This window comes from Pseudomonas sp. SID14000, from assembly GCF_002165135.1.
GTDB lineage: Bacteria > Pseudomonadota > Gammaproteobacteria > Pseudomonadales > Pseudomonadaceae > Aquipseudomonas.
The window spans coordinates 1-17,226 of the sequence record NZ_NFZQ01000018.1; the positions used below are offsets into that span (position 1 = coordinate 1).

Annotated in this window: 16 protein-coding genes and 1 pseudogene; 1 reads left to right on the top strand and 16 read right to left on the bottom strand. The window is 63.2% G+C overall.

All coding sequences use genetic code 11. The features are described from left to right. Positions 1 to 183 precede the first annotated feature (183 nt). Positions 184 to 447, top strand: a pseudogene (locus CAY82_RS22355) (DUF3077 domain-containing protein). A 394-nt stretch (positions 448 to 841) separates the two neighbouring features. Here CAY82_RS22355 and CAY82_RS22360 read toward each other — a convergent pair. The 16 genes from CAY82_RS22360 to eat all read right to left on the bottom strand — a co-directional run bounded on the left by CAY82_RS22360 (position 842) and on the right by eat (position 17,060). Further along, positions 842 to 1,519 carry a c-type cytochrome gene (locus tag CAY82_RS22360; RefSeq protein ID WP_087503100.1) on the bottom strand — a complete coding sequence of 226 codons (678 nt, stop codon included), beginning with the start codon at positions 1,517 to 1,519 and terminating at the stop codon, positions 842 to 844. Positions 1,520 to 1,528: 9 nt separating this feature from the next. Then, positions 1,529 to 2,458: a copper resistance protein B gene (locus CAY82_RS22365; protein ID WP_087503101.1), complete on the bottom strand. Its 930-nt coding sequence runs from the start codon at positions 2,456 to 2,458 to the stop codon at positions 1,529 to 1,531. Beyond that, positions 2,448 to 2,777 (bottom strand): hypothetical protein, encoded by a 330-nt coding sequence (locus CAY82_RS22370; protein ID WP_087503102.1) that lies wholly within the window; start codon positions 2,775 to 2,777, stop codon positions 2,448 to 2,450. Before CAY82_RS22370 ends, CAY82_RS22365 begins: the two co-directional genes overlap by 11 nt. A gap of 14 nt (positions 2,778 to 2,791) precedes the next feature. Further along, a complete protein-coding gene (locus tag CAY82_RS22375) occupies positions 2,792 to 4,561 on the bottom strand; it encodes a copper resistance system multicopper oxidase (protein WP_087503103.1) in 1,770 nt (589 codons plus the stop codon). A 275-nt stretch (positions 4,562 to 4,836) separates the two neighbouring features. Beyond that, a complete protein-coding gene (locus CAY82_RS22380; protein ID WP_087503104.1) occupies positions 4,837 to 6,033 on the bottom strand; it encodes an ABC transporter permease in 1,197 nt (398 codons plus the stop codon). Continuing rightward, positions 6,033 to 7,244 (bottom strand): ABC transporter permease, encoded by a 1,212-nt coding sequence (locus CAY82_RS22385; protein WP_087503105.1) that lies wholly within the window; start codon positions 7,242 to 7,244, stop codon positions 6,033 to 6,035. The genes CAY82_RS22380 and CAY82_RS22385 overlap by 1 nt, the downstream gene beginning before the upstream one ends. After that, positions 7,244 to 7,930 (bottom strand): ABC transporter ATP-binding protein, encoded by a 687-nt coding sequence (locus tag CAY82_RS22390; protein ID WP_087503106.1) that lies wholly within the window; start codon positions 7,928 to 7,930, stop codon positions 7,244 to 7,246. The genes CAY82_RS22385 and CAY82_RS22390 overlap by 1 nt, the downstream gene beginning before the upstream one ends. After that, a complete protein-coding gene (locus tag CAY82_RS22395) occupies positions 7,927 to 9,087 on the bottom strand; it encodes an efflux RND transporter periplasmic adaptor subunit (RefSeq protein ID WP_087503107.1) in 1,161 nt (386 codons plus the stop codon). Before CAY82_RS22395 ends, CAY82_RS22390 begins: the two co-directional genes overlap by 4 nt. A 433-nt stretch (positions 9,088 to 9,520) precedes the next feature. After that, positions 9,521 to 10,222, bottom strand: coding sequence for a helix-turn-helix transcriptional regulator (locus CAY82_RS22400; RefSeq protein ID WP_087503108.1), 702 nt, complete (start codon positions 10,220 to 10,222; stop codon positions 9,521 to 9,523). A 210-nt stretch (positions 10,223 to 10,432) separates the two neighbouring features. Continuing rightward, positions 10,433 to 10,960: an inorganic diphosphatase gene (gene ppa / locus CAY82_RS22405; RefSeq protein ID WP_087503109.1), complete on the bottom strand. Its 528-nt coding sequence runs from the start codon at positions 10,958 to 10,960 to the stop codon at positions 10,433 to 10,435. Positions 10,961 to 11,053: 93 nt separating this feature from the next. Continuing rightward, on the bottom strand, positions 11,054 to 11,869 hold the full coding sequence (locus tag CAY82_RS22410; protein ID WP_087503110.1) for a zinc-dependent peptidase: 816 nt from the start codon (positions 11,867 to 11,869) through the stop codon (positions 11,054 to 11,056). A 9-nt stretch (positions 11,870 to 11,878) separates the two neighbouring features. After that, entirely contained in the window at positions 11,879 to 12,526 is a 648-nt protein-coding gene (locus tag CAY82_RS22415) for a DedA family protein (protein ID WP_025337547.1), read from the bottom strand. A 250-nt stretch (positions 12,527 to 12,776) separates the two neighbouring features. Then, the gene (locus CAY82_RS22420; protein ID WP_003257044.1) at positions 12,777 to 13,235 is read right to left on the bottom strand and encodes a GNAT family N-acetyltransferase; all 459 of its coding nucleotides are present in this window, start codon (positions 13,233 to 13,235) and stop codon (positions 12,777 to 12,779) included. Between the two features lie 108 nt (positions 13,236 to 13,343). Next, the gene (eutC, locus tag CAY82_RS22425) at positions 13,344 to 14,162 is read right to left on the bottom strand and encodes an ethanolamine ammonia-lyase subunit EutC (RefSeq protein ID WP_087503154.1); all 819 of its coding nucleotides are present in this window, start codon (positions 14,160 to 14,162) and stop codon (positions 13,344 to 13,346) included. Between the two features lie 8 nt (positions 14,163 to 14,170). Then, a complete protein-coding gene (locus tag CAY82_RS22430) occupies positions 14,171 to 15,565 on the bottom strand; it encodes an ethanolamine ammonia-lyase subunit EutB (protein WP_087503111.1) in 1,395 nt (464 codons plus the stop codon). A gap of 46 nt (positions 15,566 to 15,611) precedes the next feature. After that, the gene (eat, locus tag CAY82_RS22435; protein ID WP_087503112.1) at positions 15,612 to 17,060 is read right to left on the bottom strand and encodes an ethanolamine permease; all 1,449 of its coding nucleotides are present in this window, start codon (positions 17,058 to 17,060) and stop codon (positions 15,612 to 15,614) included. Positions 17,061 to 17,226 lie beyond the last annotated feature (166 nt).

Below are 17,226 nucleotides of genomic sequence, written 5' to 3' on the forward strand. Positions count from 1 at the left end.
CCAGCTTCTTCATGCGCTACAACCGAATCAGGCTCCACAGCTACAACGACTACCTGTCACCAATAGCTATGGAGCAGCAGGCGGCTTGATCACCGTAACCGGTGTCCGGAAATACTTGACCAGAACAGTTCACCCGCGAAAGGGCCGGCCCAGGCACCCGAGAAATTTCAGGGGGATTCAACAATGACCACAGAAGACACCCAGTTCACCGTCGGCAAAACCACCTTCTAGCAGGGCGAGAACGGCACCCACCCACTGTTCCGCATCGAGCCCGGCATCCCGTGCAGAGACACCCGCGAACAGTCTTCAGAGTTGATGGGCTATGTACGCGAACTGACCATCACCGGCCTGATGGATGAGAAACCGATGATGATCTGGGCTGCGCACTACCTGAGTGCGATGGCCAAGGCGCTGATGGATGATGCTGAGTTGGGCATGAAGCAGTGAGTGCTTGCCTTCAGTTCGCATGAGGGCTGCAAGGTGTTCGCCTTGGCAATTTCAGCGCCTATGAGACCGAGCGCCGCCCGCGCGGCGCTTCGCGGGGCAAGCCCGCTCCCACATTTGTTGCAACGTGCCAAACCTGTCAGGCCATGGTTGCCCGCTTTGTTGGACTGGCGATATCTCCCCGTTGGCGCTGCTGCCGCCCCACCTATCTTGAGTCGTGCGCCAAGGCTGACAACCATGGCCTCACAGACATGGCCACGTTGCAACAAATGTGGGAGCGGGCTTGCCCCGCGAAGCGCCGCGCGGGCGGCGCTCGGTCTCATAGGCGCTGCAAACCTGTCGGTATACACCTGCTGGCCCGCTGGACCTGGCGGATCGCGTGCTGCGTACCCTGCCTTCAGTCGTTATGCATGTGCTGCTTGCCATCGCGATGAGTATGCGCCTTTGAATGCCCCTCATCATGATGGCCTGCGCCCGAGGCCTGCTCACCATGGTGGTCAGGCACGTTGCCGCGGTGCTGGCCTTCATGATTGTGCATTTCACTTTCGCCACCACCATGCTGGTGGCCGCCACTGGCCGCGACCATTGTCTTGTACTGTTGGGCGTTCAACTGGGGCAGTTGATCCAGGAAGGCGACAATACCCCAGATGTATTCATCGCCCATGCTTTTGCCCCAGGCCGGCATGCCGGAGGCCTTGATGCCGTGCTTGATGATCCAGAACGCAGCAGCGGGGTCGCCACTGATCCCGCTCCTGGCAAGGTTTGGGGGTGATGGATACAGAGCCTGGCTGAGTTCGGTCTTCTCGACGCCAGGGGCAAGGTGGCAACCGATGCACATGGCATTGTAGTTACCGGCGCCGGTACGAATCAGCGCTTCATCTTTCAGGTCTGGCACCTCGATGTCCCTGGCCCGCACTGCGATCGAGCGCTCCCGTGCCATGGCCAGAAAGGCATGCACGGCGGGGAAATGGGGATCATCGGCCCCGACGTTGACCAGGCCGGAGTACGCGGCACCCAGCACGGCCACACTGGCCACTGCGCCTGCTGCAACAAGCGTTGTTATTGTTTTTTTCATGTCTGGTTCTCAAAACCACATGCGAATACCGGCCACGAAACGCGCTTCATCCACATCACCACCCTCGTCGCGGATGAAATCGGCAGTTTTGCCGTAGGAGCGGTTCCAGGTGACGCCGATGTAGGGGGCGAACTGACGGACAACTTCATAGCGCAGGCGCAGCCCGACCTCGGTATTGGCCAGGCCGGAACCCACGCCGCGCCCGGGGTCGTTCTTGCCATAGAAATTGGCTTCAGCGGTTGGCTGCAGGATCAGGCGGTTGGTCAGCAGAATGTCGTAGTCGCCTTCCAGGCGTGCGGCAGTCTGGCCGTTCTCGCCAATGAACGCGGTGGCTTCGGCTTCGAAGTCGTAAAGCGCCATGCCCTGGATGCCGAACGCCGCCCAGGTCTGGGGGGATTCAGGCTTGAAATCCTGGCGGACCCCGGCAACTACATCCCACCATGGGCTGATCGAGCGGCCGTACAGCAGCTGCAATTCGGCATCCTCGGTGACACCGTTGGTGCGTTCACCTTCGGAGCGGATCCACAGCCGGTTGATATCACCACCTATCCAGCCAGAAGCATCCCAGGCCAGCGTGCTGCCTTCATCGGCATCCTGGTACTCGAGCTGATCCAGTAGAAAGAAGCTGTTGAGCGCGCTGTCATGCACGTGATGCCCGCCCAACGGGGGGAAGGCCGCCTGGCGGTCTGCATCGGTCAGTACCGGGATCGGGGTGCGGCTGTTCGTCGTATCCGCCGAGCCGTGGTTCATTTTCGAATGATCCATAGCTCCATGATCCATGGCGCCATGGTCCATGCCCTGCATGCTGCCATGATCCATCTTGCCGTGGTCCATCATCGAATGGTCCATTTCTTCAGCGGCGAAGCTGGGCGCAGTACCCAGCACGCCGAGCGAAACGGCCAATGCCAGCAGCGATGGTCGTGCCAGGCTATTGAGCATCTTTCCCTGCCTTGGCTTTGTCGCTGCCATGGGATTCCATCATCTTGCCGTGGTCCATGCCTTGCATCGAACCATGGTCCATACCCTTCATGGCGTCATGGTCCATACCTTTCATCGAGCCGTGATCCATCCCTTTCATGGCGCCGTGATCCATGCCCTTCATCGCAGCATGGTCCATGCCTTGGCTGCCCTTGGCTTTTGCGGCATCGCCAGGCGGCTGGTTGTTGTCGCCAGCCCACGACGACGGGGCATATACGGCAAGCAGGCCGGCCATCACGGCAGAAAGGAAAAACGCGCTTCGTTTCATTGGTTTGCTCATCTCGGATCTCCAGTTCATTCGTCCACACGGACTTCGCGGAACATGCCCATTTCCATGTGGAACAGCAGGTGACAGTGATAGGCCCAACGTCCTAAAGCATCTGCAGTGACGCGGTAGCTTCGTTTTGAGCCAGGCGGCATGTCGATTGTGTGTTTGCGCACCATGAAGTTGCCGTTCTCATCCTCCAGGTCGCTCCACATGCCATGCAGGTGGATGGGGTGAGTCATCATGGTGTCGTTGACCAGGGTGATGCGCAGGCGCTCGCCATACTTGAGGCGCAGTGGCTCGGCATCGGAAAACTTGATGCCGTCAAAGGACCAGGCGAACTTTTCCATGTGGCCGGTGAGGTGCAGTTCGATTGTGCGACCAGGGGCGCGGCCGTCCGGGTCCGGGAAGGTGCTGCGCAGGTCCGCATACGTCAGCACTCGGCGGCCGTTGTCACGCAGCCCGATGCCTGGATCGCCCAGTTTTGGCGTCGGGGTCATCGTTTGCATGTCGACCAGGGGGTTGTTGGTCTCGGAGTCTGGGTGGCTTTGCATGGCCGCGCTGGCGCCAGCCATGTCGCCATGGTTCATGCCGGCCATGCTGCCGTGGTCCATGCCCGCCATGTCGCCGTGATCCATGCCTGCCATGCTGCCGTGGTCCATGTCGCCCATGCCGCCATGGTCCATTCCCATATCGCTCATGGAAATGAGTGGCCGTGGATCGACAGCCGGGACAGGGGCTTGCAAGCCTTCGCGCACAGCCAGGGTGCCCCTGGAATACCCGGTGCGGTCCATGGATTGAGCGAAAATGGTGTAAGCCTGCTCGCTTTCGGGCTCTACGATGACATCGTAGGTTTCGGCAACGGCGATGCGGAACTCGTCGATCGAAACGGGTTTGACATACTGCCCGTCCGCCGCGACAACCGTCATCTTCAGGCCGGGAATTCGCACATCGAAATACGTCATGGCCGAGCCGTTGATGAAGCGCAGGCGGATTTTCTCGCCCGGCTTGAACACGCCCGTCCAGTTACCGTCCGGTGCCTGGCCATTCATCAGGTAGGTGTAGGTGTAGCCGCTCACATCGGCGAGATCGGTGGGGCTCATTTTCATCTCGGCCCACATCTTGCGGTCGGCTACAGCGGCGGACCAGCCCATTTCACTCACGTCGTTGACGAAATCACCTACCGTGCGCTTGTGATAGTTGTAATAGTCAGACTGTTTCTTGAGCTTGGACAGCACCCGGGCAGGGTTTTCATCCGTCCAGTCGCTGAGCATGACCACATAGTCGCGGTCATAGGTGAACGGTTCAGGCTCTTTCGCATCGATGACCAAGGCGCCGTACACCCCGACCTGCTCCTGGAAACCGGAGTGGCTGTGGTACCAGTAGGTGCCGTTCTGCTGGACCTTGAACTTGTACTCATACATGCCGTTGGGGGCGATGCCATGGAAGCTCAGGCCCGGCACGCCGTCCATATTCGCTGGCAGGATGATGCCGTGCCAGTGAATGGAGGTGTCCTGCTGCAAGCGGTTGCGCACACGCAGTGTGACGGTATCGCCTTCGCGCCAGCGTAGAATGGGCCCGGGCACGGAGCCGTTGATTGCCATCGCTGTACGCGCGGCGCCGGTAATGTTGACCGGCAGCTCACCGATGTAGAGGTCGAAGTCGGTGCCGCTCAGCACATTCGGTTGGCCGGGGCTGGTCACGGCCCAGACCGGCGTGCGCCACATGCCCAGCCCGCCAAGTAGTCCGGTAGCGGCCAGGCCTTTGACGAAGGAGCGTCTGGTGGTTCTGCTTTGCATGCCGTTGCGTCCAGTCAGTCGAAAAGTTGCTGGTATTCAGGCGGGTGAATGCCCAGCCTGTGGGTCGAGAAGCCCCACAATCTTCCTTAACGCTAGCTGACCTGCGCTGTCAGCTGGCTGAGCTTCAGATTACTTTTCTGTCAGCTTGCGGTGGGTCAAATTCAGTAAGCGCGCCGCGCACCCTGTGGGAGCGGGCGTGCCTGCGAAGGGCTGCAAAGCCTGTAGAAATCCTCATGCGGCGTACCGCTAGTTCGGCAGGCTCATTGGCTTGGCCGCTACTCACTGCGCAGCGCCGCCACCGGATGCAGGCGGGCGGCCCGCAGTGCCGGCGCCAGGCCGGCGAGAATACCGAGCAGCGCCGCCAGCAGCAGCGCCAGTAGCAGAAACAGCGGATGCAGCGCCAAGGGCAGGCTCGGCATGGCCAGGTGCAGTAGCCCCAGCAGAAGGCCCATCGACAGCAGGCCAAGCAGGCCACCGGCCAGTGACAACAGCGTCGCTTCGGCGAGAAACAGCCCGAGCACCTGCCGCGGACTGGCACCAATCGCCCGCAGCAGGCCGATTTCCGCCGTGCGTTCGCCCACAGTGGTCGTCATGATGGTGAGAATGCCGACAGCGCCGACCAACAGGGAAATGCCCCCCAAGGCACCGATCGCCAGGCTCAAGGTGCCGAGAACACGGTTGAAGCTGCGCAGCATGTCGTCCTGGGTGGTCAGGCTGAAGTCCTCGGTGCCGTGCCGTTCGCCGAGCACCTGACGAATCTGCCGGCTCAATGCCCGTGAAGTTGTACCTGCGCCGAACACCACATGGGCTTTGACCACCCCGGTGCGGTTGAACAGGCTTTGCGCCCAGTCCACCGGGATGTAGGCGATATCGTCGAGGTTGAAGCTAAGCAACTGGCCCTTCTTCTCCATCACGCCGATCACCCGGAAACGCACGCCGCCGACGCGGATAAACTCGCCCAGCGGATTGCGCGCACCGAACAGCTCGGTACGCAATTGATGGCCGAGCACCACATAGGGCGGCGAACGACCGTCACGGGCCGCGGGCAGGAACTCGCCCAGGCTTAGCTGCATGCGCCAGGCCTGCGTCAGCTGATGGCCACCACCGAGAATGTCGCTGCGCCGGCTCAGTTGGCCGAACTGGATATCCCCGCTGCCCTGAATGATCGGCACCGCCGCCTCGACATGCGGCAAGCGCCGCAGGGCGTCGGTGTCACTGATGGTCAGTGGCCGTACGCTGCCGAGCAGGCCGCCGAGGCCGCTGGTCTGGGTCTTGCCCGGGCGCACGGTGATGATCCGCGTACCGAACTGCGAGAAGTTCTCCATCACATAGCCGCGCACGCCTTCGCCGATGGCCGTGAGCAGCGCCACGGCGGCTATCCCGATCGCTACCCCGAGCAGGGTCAGCAGGCTGCGCAAGGGGCGACAGGTCAGCGCCGAGCTGGTCAGCCGGAGACCATCTTGCCAGCGCATCAGTGCGCTCCCGGCGGGCGTAGCGCCGCCACCGGCTCCAGCGCCGAGGCCCGAGCGGCCGGCAGCCAGGCGAACAGCAGTGCTGTGCCGAGTGCCAGCAGTACTGCGCCAGCCCGTGCCCACCAGGGTGCATAGAGCGGCAGATCGAACGCCAGGCGTCCCAGCCAGAGCAAGGTTTCGGCCAGGAGCAGCCCCGCCAGCGCCCCCGTCAGGGCCAGCAGCGCCGCCTCGCCGAGGAACAGCAGGCGCAGCTGCGCCGCCGTCACACCTATGGCTTTGAGCAGGCCGATCTCGGCGCTGCGCTGGCTCACCGCAATCCAGGTCACGTTCATGATCAGGATGCCTGCCACCACCAGGCTGATCGCGGCAATCCCGGCCACCGCCAAGGTCAGCACCGAGAGTATCTGGTCGAAGGCGCTGAGCAGGCTGTCCTGGCTGACCAGGGTGACGTCTTCCTCACCCTCGTGGCGTTCCTTGAGCGCGGCGAGTATCAGGCGCTTGCTACGGTCGAGAACGCTCGGACCATGCACCTCGACAAACACCCGCGACAACCCCTCGCTATTGAACAAGGCCTGGGCACTGGCCACCGGGATGATCAACATCTCGGCGAAATCCATGCCCAGGGATTCGCCCCGCTCACCGAGGATACCGACCACCCGGAAGCGCCGGTCGCCGGCGCGCAACCATTCACCCAGGGCCGGGCGTGCACCGAACAGCTCGCGCCGGAGTTTGCCGCCGATCACGCAGACGGCCTCGGCCTGTTCAGGGGCCAGCGCCGGCAGGGGTTGGCCCTGGACGACCGTCAGTTGGCGAATGGCGAAGAAGTCCCGGGTGGTGCCCAGGGTCAGCACCTCACGATTGCGGTTGCCGACTATCACCTCCATCTGCCCGGCCTGTTGCGGCGCGACCCGGCGGATGCCCGGCAGCCGGGTGATGGCCTGGACATCCTGCAAGGTCAATTCGTGCGGCGTCAGGCCGGTGAGCGGAGGCATTCGCCCCGTGGTTTCCTTGCGGCCCGGGAAAACGATCAGGATGTCGCGCCCGAGCAGCGAGAACTCGTTCAGCACGAAGGCCCGCGCCCCAGCGCCAAGGCCGGTGAGCAGGTTGACCGCCACCACCCCGATGGCGATGGCCAGCAGTAGCATCAGGCTGCGCGAGCGGTGCCCACGCAAAGCGCCGAGCCAGAAGCCCAGGGCATCGGCAGCGCGCATCAGGCCAGCGCCCGCTGCGGCGCAATATTGTGGATGCGCCCGTCACGCATGTGTAGCTGGCGCTGTGCGCGGGCGCCCAGGCTGGCGTCGTGGGTCACCACTATCAGGGTCAGGCCCTCGCTGTTGAGCTCCTCCAGCAGGGTGAAGACCTCGGCACCGGCCTGGCTATCGAGATTGCCAGTGGGCTCGTCGGCCAACAACAGCGCCGGTTGCATGACCATCGCCCGGGCGATCGCGACGCGTTGGCGCTGACCACCGGACAGCTCGGCCGGGCGGTGGGCAATGCGCTCGCCCAGCCCCAGGCGCGCCACCAATTGGCTGCTGCGTTTGCGCCGTTGTGCCGCACCGATACCGGCGAGGACCATCGGCAGCTCGATGTTTTCCAGCACCGTCAGCCGTGCAATCAGGTGGTAGGACTGGAACACGAAACCTATCAGCCGGCTGCGCAACTGGGCGCGCCGTGCCTCGCTCAGCGCCGTTGTAGCCTCGCCCTGCAGCCAGTATTCGCCGGCGCTCGGTGCATCGAGCAGACCGAGGATGTTCAGCAGGGTCGACTTACCCGAGCCCGACGGGCCCATCACTGCCATGTAATCTCCGGCGGCGATGTCCAGATCCAGGCTGTCCAGCCCCATCACCTGCTGTTCGCCCAGCTGGAAGCTGCGGCTGCCGCCGCGCAGGCGGATCATTTCGCGGTCTCCGCAGTCTCCGCGGCATCCACCGGGATCACCGCCACGGTATCCTTGAGCCCTTCCTGCTCGAGGCTGGCGACTATACGCGCATCCTCGTCCAGCCCTGCGAGCACCTCGGTCCAGCGCCAGTTGCTCAACCCGGTTTGCACCTGCACCTCGCGCAACACCCGGGCGCTCGGGTCATATCGCAGCACACGCTGCCCCTCCAGCAGGGTCTCGGTGGGGATGCGCAAAGCACCTGCGTGCTGCTCCAGTAGGATCTCGACATCGGCGCTATAGCCGGTGAGCAAGGCCAGATCCGCCGGAGGCTGGTCGAAGCGCACCTCGACATCGACGGTGCGCGCCTGCTTCTCCAGTTCACGCACATAGGGCGCGATGCGGCTGACGCGGCCGGAGAAATGCTGGCCACGGAAGGCATCCAGGCTGATCCGCACGGCGGTTCCGGGGCGAACCCGGGCAGCGTCCACCTCATCGATCGGTGCCTCGACATACAGGCAGCTGTCGTCGATCAGGTCGACCGCCGGCGGCGTGGGAATGCCCGGTGGTGAAGGGGTGACGAACTCGCCGAGTTCGCCGTTGATTTCTGCGACTATGCCGGCGAAAGGTGCACGCAGGGTCGTCTGTTCCAGCAGTGAACGCTGTAATTGCAGGCTGGCGTCGGCCTCGCGAATCAGCACGGCACTGGCACTGCACATCAACTTCGCCAGGTTGGCTTTGGTCGTGGCCTGATCGAGGCGATCGGCGGCAATCAACTTGCGGTCGGCCAACTGGCCCAGGCGATCAAGGTCGCGCCGGTCCAGATGAGCCTGCTGGCAGCGCTGTTCGCGGCTGTTGCGTTGGGCCTCCAGCCGCGCCTCGGCCTCCTGCAGCCTGGCCTGTTGTTCGTCCTGCCGCAGGCGCATCAGCACCTGGCCCGGCTGGACCCGCTGGCCCTCGCTGACCAGCAACTCGGCAACCTGGCCGCCGACATTGAAGGACAGGTGCGAGCGTCGACAGGACTTCAGCGTACCCGCGCGAGTATTGGCCACCACTGTCTCCACCGGCCCCCGCTCAACTTCCAGCAGCCTGACCGGCAATGGCTGTGGTCGGCTCAACCAGCCGCCCAGCACTACCAGACAGGCCAGTATCGACGAGCCAATCAATAATCTGCGCATGGACTGTACCTCCTCCCATATGGCTTGAGCCTAGATCAGGAGGGTGAAAGCTCCATGCAAGCCGTCAGTTATCCGACGATTATCAGATGGGTGTCATGATAGTGTCAGATAAATGGCGAATTTGATTGTTTCGCTCTCGCAGCCGCGATTTCCTAGCCATGGGAAGGCTGCAGAAAGTTTCAAGAATGGCTTTTGTTCGGGCATTAAAAAGCCGGCTTGTGGCCGGCTTCTCGGGGACGCTTCCGACTAATTTATGGTAAGCCGCAATCGCCTTAACTGTGTGGCCATCAAGGGCCGGAAAGAGATGGCAGATGCCCGTGTGGGATATCGCCGAGCCCTCTGGACCGCGGCTCGCGCCGGTCGGGGGCTAAATGTGCGGCGTAGCATACAAGGGCGCGCGCAGGATGCCCAGCAAAAAATGGCACAGGCTGTTTCAGCCGGGCCGTTGCTGGCGAAAATGCGACCAGTGGAACACCCAGCCCAGGATTTCCAGCCCTTGTGCCTGGCGCTGGGCGGCGGTATAGCGTTCGACTGCATAGTTGCGTCGATCGTGGCTGTGCAGGTAAAGCGTGCCGTGCTGGCCGAGGCTGAGGTTGTTCACCCTGAGCGCGCCGTTGTGCAGCAGGGCATAGGTTTCACCCTCGACCACCTGGGTCATGCCCAGGTCGATGGCCAGGGTGGCCTGCAGCGGAATCAGCGGGGTCATGTTGCTGGCGGGCATGGCCAGGCAGATGGCCTTGTCGGCATGCACACCCAACCCTTTCAAGGCTTTCGCGGGCAGGCACAGGTGCTTGCTGGGCACGGGCGACAGCAGTCCGTTCTGCAGTTCGTAGAAGGGCACCTTCAGTGCCCGGCCGCCTTGCGCCGACAGTGGCGTGGGCGGGTTGGCAGGTGGCGGCCCAGGCGGGCAACTGCGCAGGATCGGGTTGGGGTGTTTGGGGCCTTCGCCCGTGCGCAACCAGCGACGACGCACGCAGAACAGGTCGGCCAGTTCGTCCAGACGGGCCAGAGGCACGCCGCGGTTGAACCAGTTGTTGACGTGCTGGGGGGTGACGCTGCGTTGGGCGGCGAAATCGGAAGGGGTCAGGCCACATTCGTGGAGCAGGGCTTTGAGACGGTCGCCGGATGTGTTCATGGCGGCGAGTGTAGCGGCGGGGTGCCAGCAAGGATATGAACCGGATGTTGATGGGATTTGTGTGAAGAGCGCCTGTTTGTAGGGCGTTGGAGTAGGACTGCGTAGGATTTTTTACCGCGCTAGACGTTGGTGCGGTCGCTGTGGGAGCGTGACAGCCATCCATCAGGCATAAAAAACCCCGCCAGGGCGGGGTTCTTCATGCAACCGGTATCAGCCCTTGTAGGCAGCAACCGATTTGGTGATCGCGGCACGGGCAGCGTCGGCGCCTTCCCAACCTTCGATCTTGACCCACTTGCCCTTCTCGAGATCTTTGTAGTTGGCAAAGAAGTGCTCGATCTGCTGGATCAGCAGGGCTGGCAGGTCGGTGTATTCCTTCACGTCGACGTACAGCTGCGACAGCTTGTCGTGAGGAACAGCGATGACCTTGGCGTCGCCGCCGCCGTCGTCGGTCATGTTCAGCACGCCGACCGGACGGGCGCGGATAACCGAACCTGGGGCTACCGGGTAAGGGGTAACGACCAGCACGTCCAGCGGATCACCGTCGTCGGCCAGGGTGTTCGGGATGTAGCCGTAGTTGGCTGGGTAGAACATCGGGGTAGCCATGAAACGGTCGACGAACAGGGTATCGCTGTCCTTGTCGATCTCGTATTTGATCGGCGCGTGGTTGGCCGGGATCTCGATGGCGACGTAGATGTCGTTCGGCAGGTCTTTGCCCGCCGGAATCTTGCTGTAGCTCATTGGGCAGTGCCCCCGTGTTTGACCAAAAAAGTGGCGGCGATTATAGGCACATTCTGCATGGGCATGCCACGCCTGGCCTGATGTGCGGGCCCGTCAGGCGTGGCTTTCGCGGTATTCCGGGTGTTCGGCCTGCAGCCGGCACAGGCGCGCCAGCGGGTCTTGGCGGTAGAACAGCGACAACTGGCGGTAGACCTGTGGATAAGCCTGTTGCAGCAGGTCGGGGGCACTAAAGAAGTATTCGCTGGTGACGGCAAAGAACTCCGCCGGGTTCTCCGCGGCATACGGGTCGATTGCAGTTTCGACGTCGGGGTTGGCATCCAGCTGGCGGTTGAGGTCGTCATAGGCCTGTTGCATGGCTGTTGCCCATTCATCCACAGGCATGCCGTTGTGCAGTGGCGGCAGGCCGTTGGCATCGCCATTGAGCATGTCGAGCTTGTGCGCCAGCTCATGGATGACCAGGTTGTAGGCCTCCCAGCCACCACTGGCCAGCACGCCGTTCCAGGCGAGGATGATCGGGCCCTGTTGCCAGGCCTCGCCGCTGTGCTCGCCGTCCCATATGTGCTCCACGCCACTGGCATCGCGGTGGCGCTGGGGGCTCTTGAAGTCGTCTGGGTAGAGGATGATTTCGTGGAAGCCCTGGTACCAGTTCAGCTCGCCCAGGTGCATCAGGGGCAACTGGGCCTGGGCCGCCAGCAACAGGCGCTGCTCGTCGTCCGGCTCGACGCCGGGCAGGCAGGTGAGGTGTTTGTCGAGCAGGAACAGGATGCTGGCTTCACGCAACCAGCGATCTTCTTCGTCAGTAATGCCGTCCAGCATCGGCAGGCGCTCGCGCACGGCCTGCCATTGCTGGGGGGCGATGGGGTAGCGCGCCAGGGTGCGCTTGCGCCGCCAGGCGCTGAACGACCACATCGGCAGGTTTCAGTGCGCCTTGGCCGTGCGGCCCAGGCGGCCACGCAGCAGGCCGAGGATCATCGGCACCAGCGACAGGATGATGATGCCCACCACCATCAGCGACAGGTGCTGCTTGATGAATGGCACGTTGCCGAAGAAGTAGCCCAGGGTTACCAGGCCGCCGACCCACAGCAGCGAACCGGCAACGCTGAAACCGAGGAAGCGCGGGTAGTGCATGTGGGCGATGCCGGCGACGAACGGTGCAAAGGTGCGCAGGATGGGCAGGAAGCGCGCCATGGTCACGGTCTTGCCGCCGTGGCGTTCATAGAAGTCGTGCGTCCGCTGCAGGTAGTCGCGACGGAAGATCTTCGAATTGGGGTTGTTGAACAACCGCTCGCCGGCCGTGCGGCCGATCACGTAGTTGGTGCTGTCGCCGAGGATGGCGGCGGCCATCAGCAGGCCGGCCAGCAGCAGCGGGTCCATGCCGCCACCGGCGGCCACGGCGCCGGCGATGAACAGCAGCGAATCACCGGGCAGGAAGGGCATGACCACCAGACCGGTTTCACAGAAGATCACGGTGAAGAGGATGGCGTAGATCCAGGGACCGTAGTTGGTGACCAGCAGATCGAGGTAGGCATCGAGATGCAGGATAAGGTCCAGCGGGTTGAAATCCATGTACAGCACCTGTGTTCTTGGGCGTAGGCTCGGTTACCTGGGGATGGGTAAATTTTCACACATGACAGGTGGGCCATTATACGGCTAAGTCAGGATCATGCCCGGGGAGTTTGTAGCGGGGGGTTACGGCAGGGGGTATTCCTGTACCGGCCTCTTCGCGGGTAAACCCGCTCCCACAGGTACAGCACTGGCTTCAGATGCGCCGCTATGCCTGTGGGAGCGGGTTTACCCGCGAAGAGGCCGGTACAGGTCAATCCTGGCTGATCGGCAGGATGTAGCTCTTGAACTCGTTATCCTCACGAAACCCGATGGATTCGTAAGTCTTGTGCGCTACCTCATTGTCCGCACTGGTCGACACCCGCATGCGCACGGCGTTGGTTTCCTTGGCCATTTTCTTCGCTTCGCGCATCAGGTGGTCGGCCACCAGCATGCGCCGCGAATCCTCGGCCACGTAGATATCGTTGAGAATCCATACCCGCTTCAGCGACAGCGACGAGTAGCTCGGGTACAGCTGGCAGAAGCCCAGCAGTTTGCCGTCGTCATCATCGGGTAACGCCAGGTAGATCACCGACTCATCCCGCTTCAGGCGCTTTTCCAGGAAGCTGCGCGAGCTGTCGGGGTAGGGTAGCTGCCCATAGAACTCGCGGTATTTGACGAACATCGGCGTAAGCAGGTCGAGGTGTTCCAGGGTTGCCTTGATGATGCGCATGTGCGGCCCTCAGAGTCCATTAGGGGAAACAGCGGATTGCCAGCAGCTTTCAAGGGCATGCTGCCCAATGCGCAGCGCAAGTGCAATCCGCCTTCCGTGACATGTTTTTTACCCCTTGCCGAGCAGGAAGTTACCTTTCTGGCTGGTGCTGTGTTCACTCTCCAGGCTATGGACCTCGGCTTCGTCCTTCAGATTCACCCCGGAAAGCTGGCGCCGGCAGGCTTCGCGCATCAAGTACAGCAAGCGGTGCGCCGCCATGCCATAACTCAGGCCCTCCAGGCGGATGTTGGAAATGCAGTTGCGGTAGGCATCGGTCAGGCCGACCTTCGGTGCGTAGGTGAAGTACAAGCCAAGGCTGTCGGGCGAGCTGAGCCCCGGGCGTTCGCCGATCAGCATCACCGTCATTCGTGCGCCCAGCAGCTCACCAACCTCGTCGGCCACTGCCACGCGGCCCTGCTGCACCAGCACCACCGGGGCGCTGGTCCAGCCATCGGCGGCGGCCTGTTCCTCGAAGCGCGCCAGGAACGGCAGGGTATGGCGGTGTACGGCCAGGGCCGACAGGCCGTCAGCGACGACGATGGCCAGGTCGACCCCGCCAGGGTTGGCCTGCGCGTGTCGGCGCAGCGCGGCAATCGAATCTTCGTTCAGGCGTCGCCCCAGATCCGGGCGTTGCAGGTACTGGTTGCGGTCGCTGGCGGCGCTGTGCAGCACCAGGCTTTCGCGCCCGCGGTCACTCAGCTGGGTAGCCAGGCCTGCATGGTCGAATGCCAGGTGCACGGCGTCACGGGCCTGGGCGTGGGCGAACTGGAAGTCCAGCTGTGCCCCGGTCGGCAGGCTGGTGCCGGTACGGCCCAGGGCGATGCGGGCCGGGGTCAGGTTGCGCAGGGCCAGCCAGGGGTTGTCGGGAGTAGGCGTGCGGTGGTCCATGGTCATCCCTATGCAAGCTGTGCCAAGGCCTGGCGGAAGGCCGGCGGCAGGTTGTCACCAAAGCGCACCCGGCCATCGGCCTGGGTGAAGATGCCGGTGCGGGCCAGCCATGCCTCGAATTCCGGGCCGGGTTTCAGGCCCAGGGTCTGGCGCGCGTACAGCGCGTCGTGGAACGAGGTGGTCTGGTAGTTGAGCATGATGTCGTCGGAGCCGGGGATACCCATGATGAAGTTGATCCCGGCCACGCCCAGCAGGGTCAGCAGGGTGTCCATGTCGTCCTGGTCGGCTTCGGCGTGGTTGGTGTAGCAGATGTCGCAACCCATCGGCACCCCCAGCAGCTTGCCGCAGAAGTGGTCTTCGAGGCCGGCGCGGATGATCTGCTTGCCGTTGTACAGGTACTCCGGGCCGATGAAACCGACCACGGTGTTGACCAGGAACGGCTTGAAGTGGCGGGCCACGGCGTAGGCGCGGGTTTCGCAGGTTTGCTGGTCGACGCCATGGTGGGCGTTGGCCGACAGCGCGCTGCCCTGGCCGGTTTCGAAGTACATCAGGTTCTGCCCGAGGGTACCGCGTTTCAGCGACAGGCCCGCTTCGTAGCCTTCCTGCAGCACGTTCAGGTTGATGCCGAACCCGGCGTTGGCCGCCTCGGTGCCGGCGATGGACTGGAACACCAGGTCCAGTGGCACGCCACGGTTGATCGCCTCGATCGAGGTGGTGACATGGGTCAGCACGCAGGCCTGGGTGGGGATGTCGTAGCGCTGGATGATGGCGTCGAGCATTTCCAGCAGGGCGCAGATCGAGGCGATGCTGTCGGTGGCCGGGTTGATGCCGATCATGGCGTCACCGTTGCCGTACAGCAGGCCGTCGAGAATGCTGGCGGCGATGCCGGCCGGTTCGTCGGTCGGGTGGTTGGGCTGCAGTCGGGTCGACAGGCGCCCGCGCAGGCCCATGGTGCCACGGAACCGGGTGACCACGCGGATCTTCTGCGCCACCAGCACCAGGTCCTGCACGCGCATGATCTTCGACACCGCTGCGGCCATTTCCGGCGTCAACCCGGGCGCCAGGGCGCGCAGGCTGTCCTCGTTGGCCTCTTCGCTCAGCAGCCAATCGCGCAGGCCGCCCACGGTCAGGTGGCTGACCGGGGCAAAGGCCTGGGCATCGTGAGTGTCGATGATCAGGCGGGTGACTTCATCATCTTCGTAGGGGATCAGTGCTTCATTGAGGAAATGCGTCAGCGGGATATTGGCCAGAGCCATCTGCGCGGCGACCCGTTCGCCGTCGTTGCTGGCCGCTACGCCCGCCAGGTAGTCCCCCGAGCGGGCGGGGCTGGCCTTGGCCATCACTTCCTTGAGGCTGTCGAAGCGGTAGACCAGGTGGCCGACCGTGTGTACGAAACTTGCCATACAGACTCTCCAGAGCCGCGGGTTGCCCCGCGGCGGGTGGCGGCGATCAGTGCAGGGCCTCTTCGGCCTTCTGGATCGCGGCGAATTCCTCTTCCGGTGTGCCCGCGACCAGGTGGTGGCGGCTGTAGAAAGCAAAGTAGGCAATTAATACCGCATAGATCACCGCGGCGCCAATTACCACCCGTGGGTCGACCAGGAAACCGGCGACTACGGCGATGCAGGCCAGTACCAGTGCCAGGCCCGAGGTGAAGATGCCACCGGGGGTGCGGTACGGGCGCTCCATCTTCGGCCGGCGGATGCGCAGGGTGATGTGTGCAGCCATCATCAGCACGTAGGACAGGGTGGCACCAAACACCGCCACCAGGATCAGCAAGTCACCCTGGCCAGTCAGCGACAGGGCAAAGCCGATGATGCCGGGGATGATCAGGGCCAGTACCGGAGCCTTGCTCTTGTTGGTTTCCGACAGCTTGCGCGGCAGGTAGCCGGCGCGCGACAGGGCGAAGATCTGCCGGGAATAGGCGTAGATGATCGAGAAGAAGCTGGCGATCAGCCCGGCCAGGCCGACCAGGTTGACGAAGCCGCCCATCCAGGTGCTACCGCCGTAGGCCTTGGACAAGGCTTCTACCAGCGGGTTGCCGGACGCTTTCAGTGCTTCGGAGCCTGCACCGCCGGGGCCGACCACCAGGATCAGCAGGGCGAAGGCCAGCAACACCAGCATGGCGCCGATCAGGCCGCGAGGCAGGTCGCGTTTGGGGTTCTTGGTTTCTTCGGCGGCCAGTGGCACGCCCTCTACGGCGAGGAAGAACCAGATGGCGTAGGGGATGGCCGCCCACACGCCGACATAGCCGAACGGCAGGAAGCTGCTGGCGCCCACAGCGTCCGTTTTGGTGATGTCGAACAGGTTGGCTGCATCAAAATGGGGCACCATGCTCACCAGGAACACGGCCAGGGCGATGGCGGCGATGGCGGTGATGATGAACATCAGCTTCAACGCCTCACCCACGCCAAAGATGTGGATGCCGATGAACACGATGTAGAACGCCAGGTAGATCATCCAGCCGCCGATGCCGAACAGTGACTGGCAGTAGGCGCCGATGAACACTGCGATGGCGGCGGGGGCGATGGCGTACTCGATGAGGATCGCCGTCCCGGTGAGGAAGCCGCCCCAGGGGCCGAAGGCGCTGCGGGCAAAGCCATAGCCGCCGCCTGCGGTGGGGATCATCGACGACAGTTCGGCCAGCGAGAAGCACATGCACAGGTACATGGTGGCCATCAGCAGGGTGGCGAGGAACATACCGCCCCAGCCGCCCTGGGCCAGGCCGAAGTTCCAGCCGGCATAGTCGCCGGAGATGACGTAGGCCACGCCCAGGCCGACCAGCAGGACCCAGCCGGCGGCGCCTTTTTTCAGTTCACGTTGCTGGAAATAGTCCGAGCCGACTTTTTCGAAGTCGACGGAAGAGCCTGCCGGCGAGCCGGCGGAATGATCGCTTGGCATAGTTTCACCTGTTGTTTTTCTTGGTGGCCGGACGGGTTCCGGACCGATGGTGATAGTTAGTGCAGGAAGCGAGCCAGAGCTGTTGGTGCACGGTTGCCGCTCTGGGTTTTGTGTAAGCAGGCCTGGCCGTTTCGCGGGTGAACCCGCTCCCACAGGGGGTGTACAG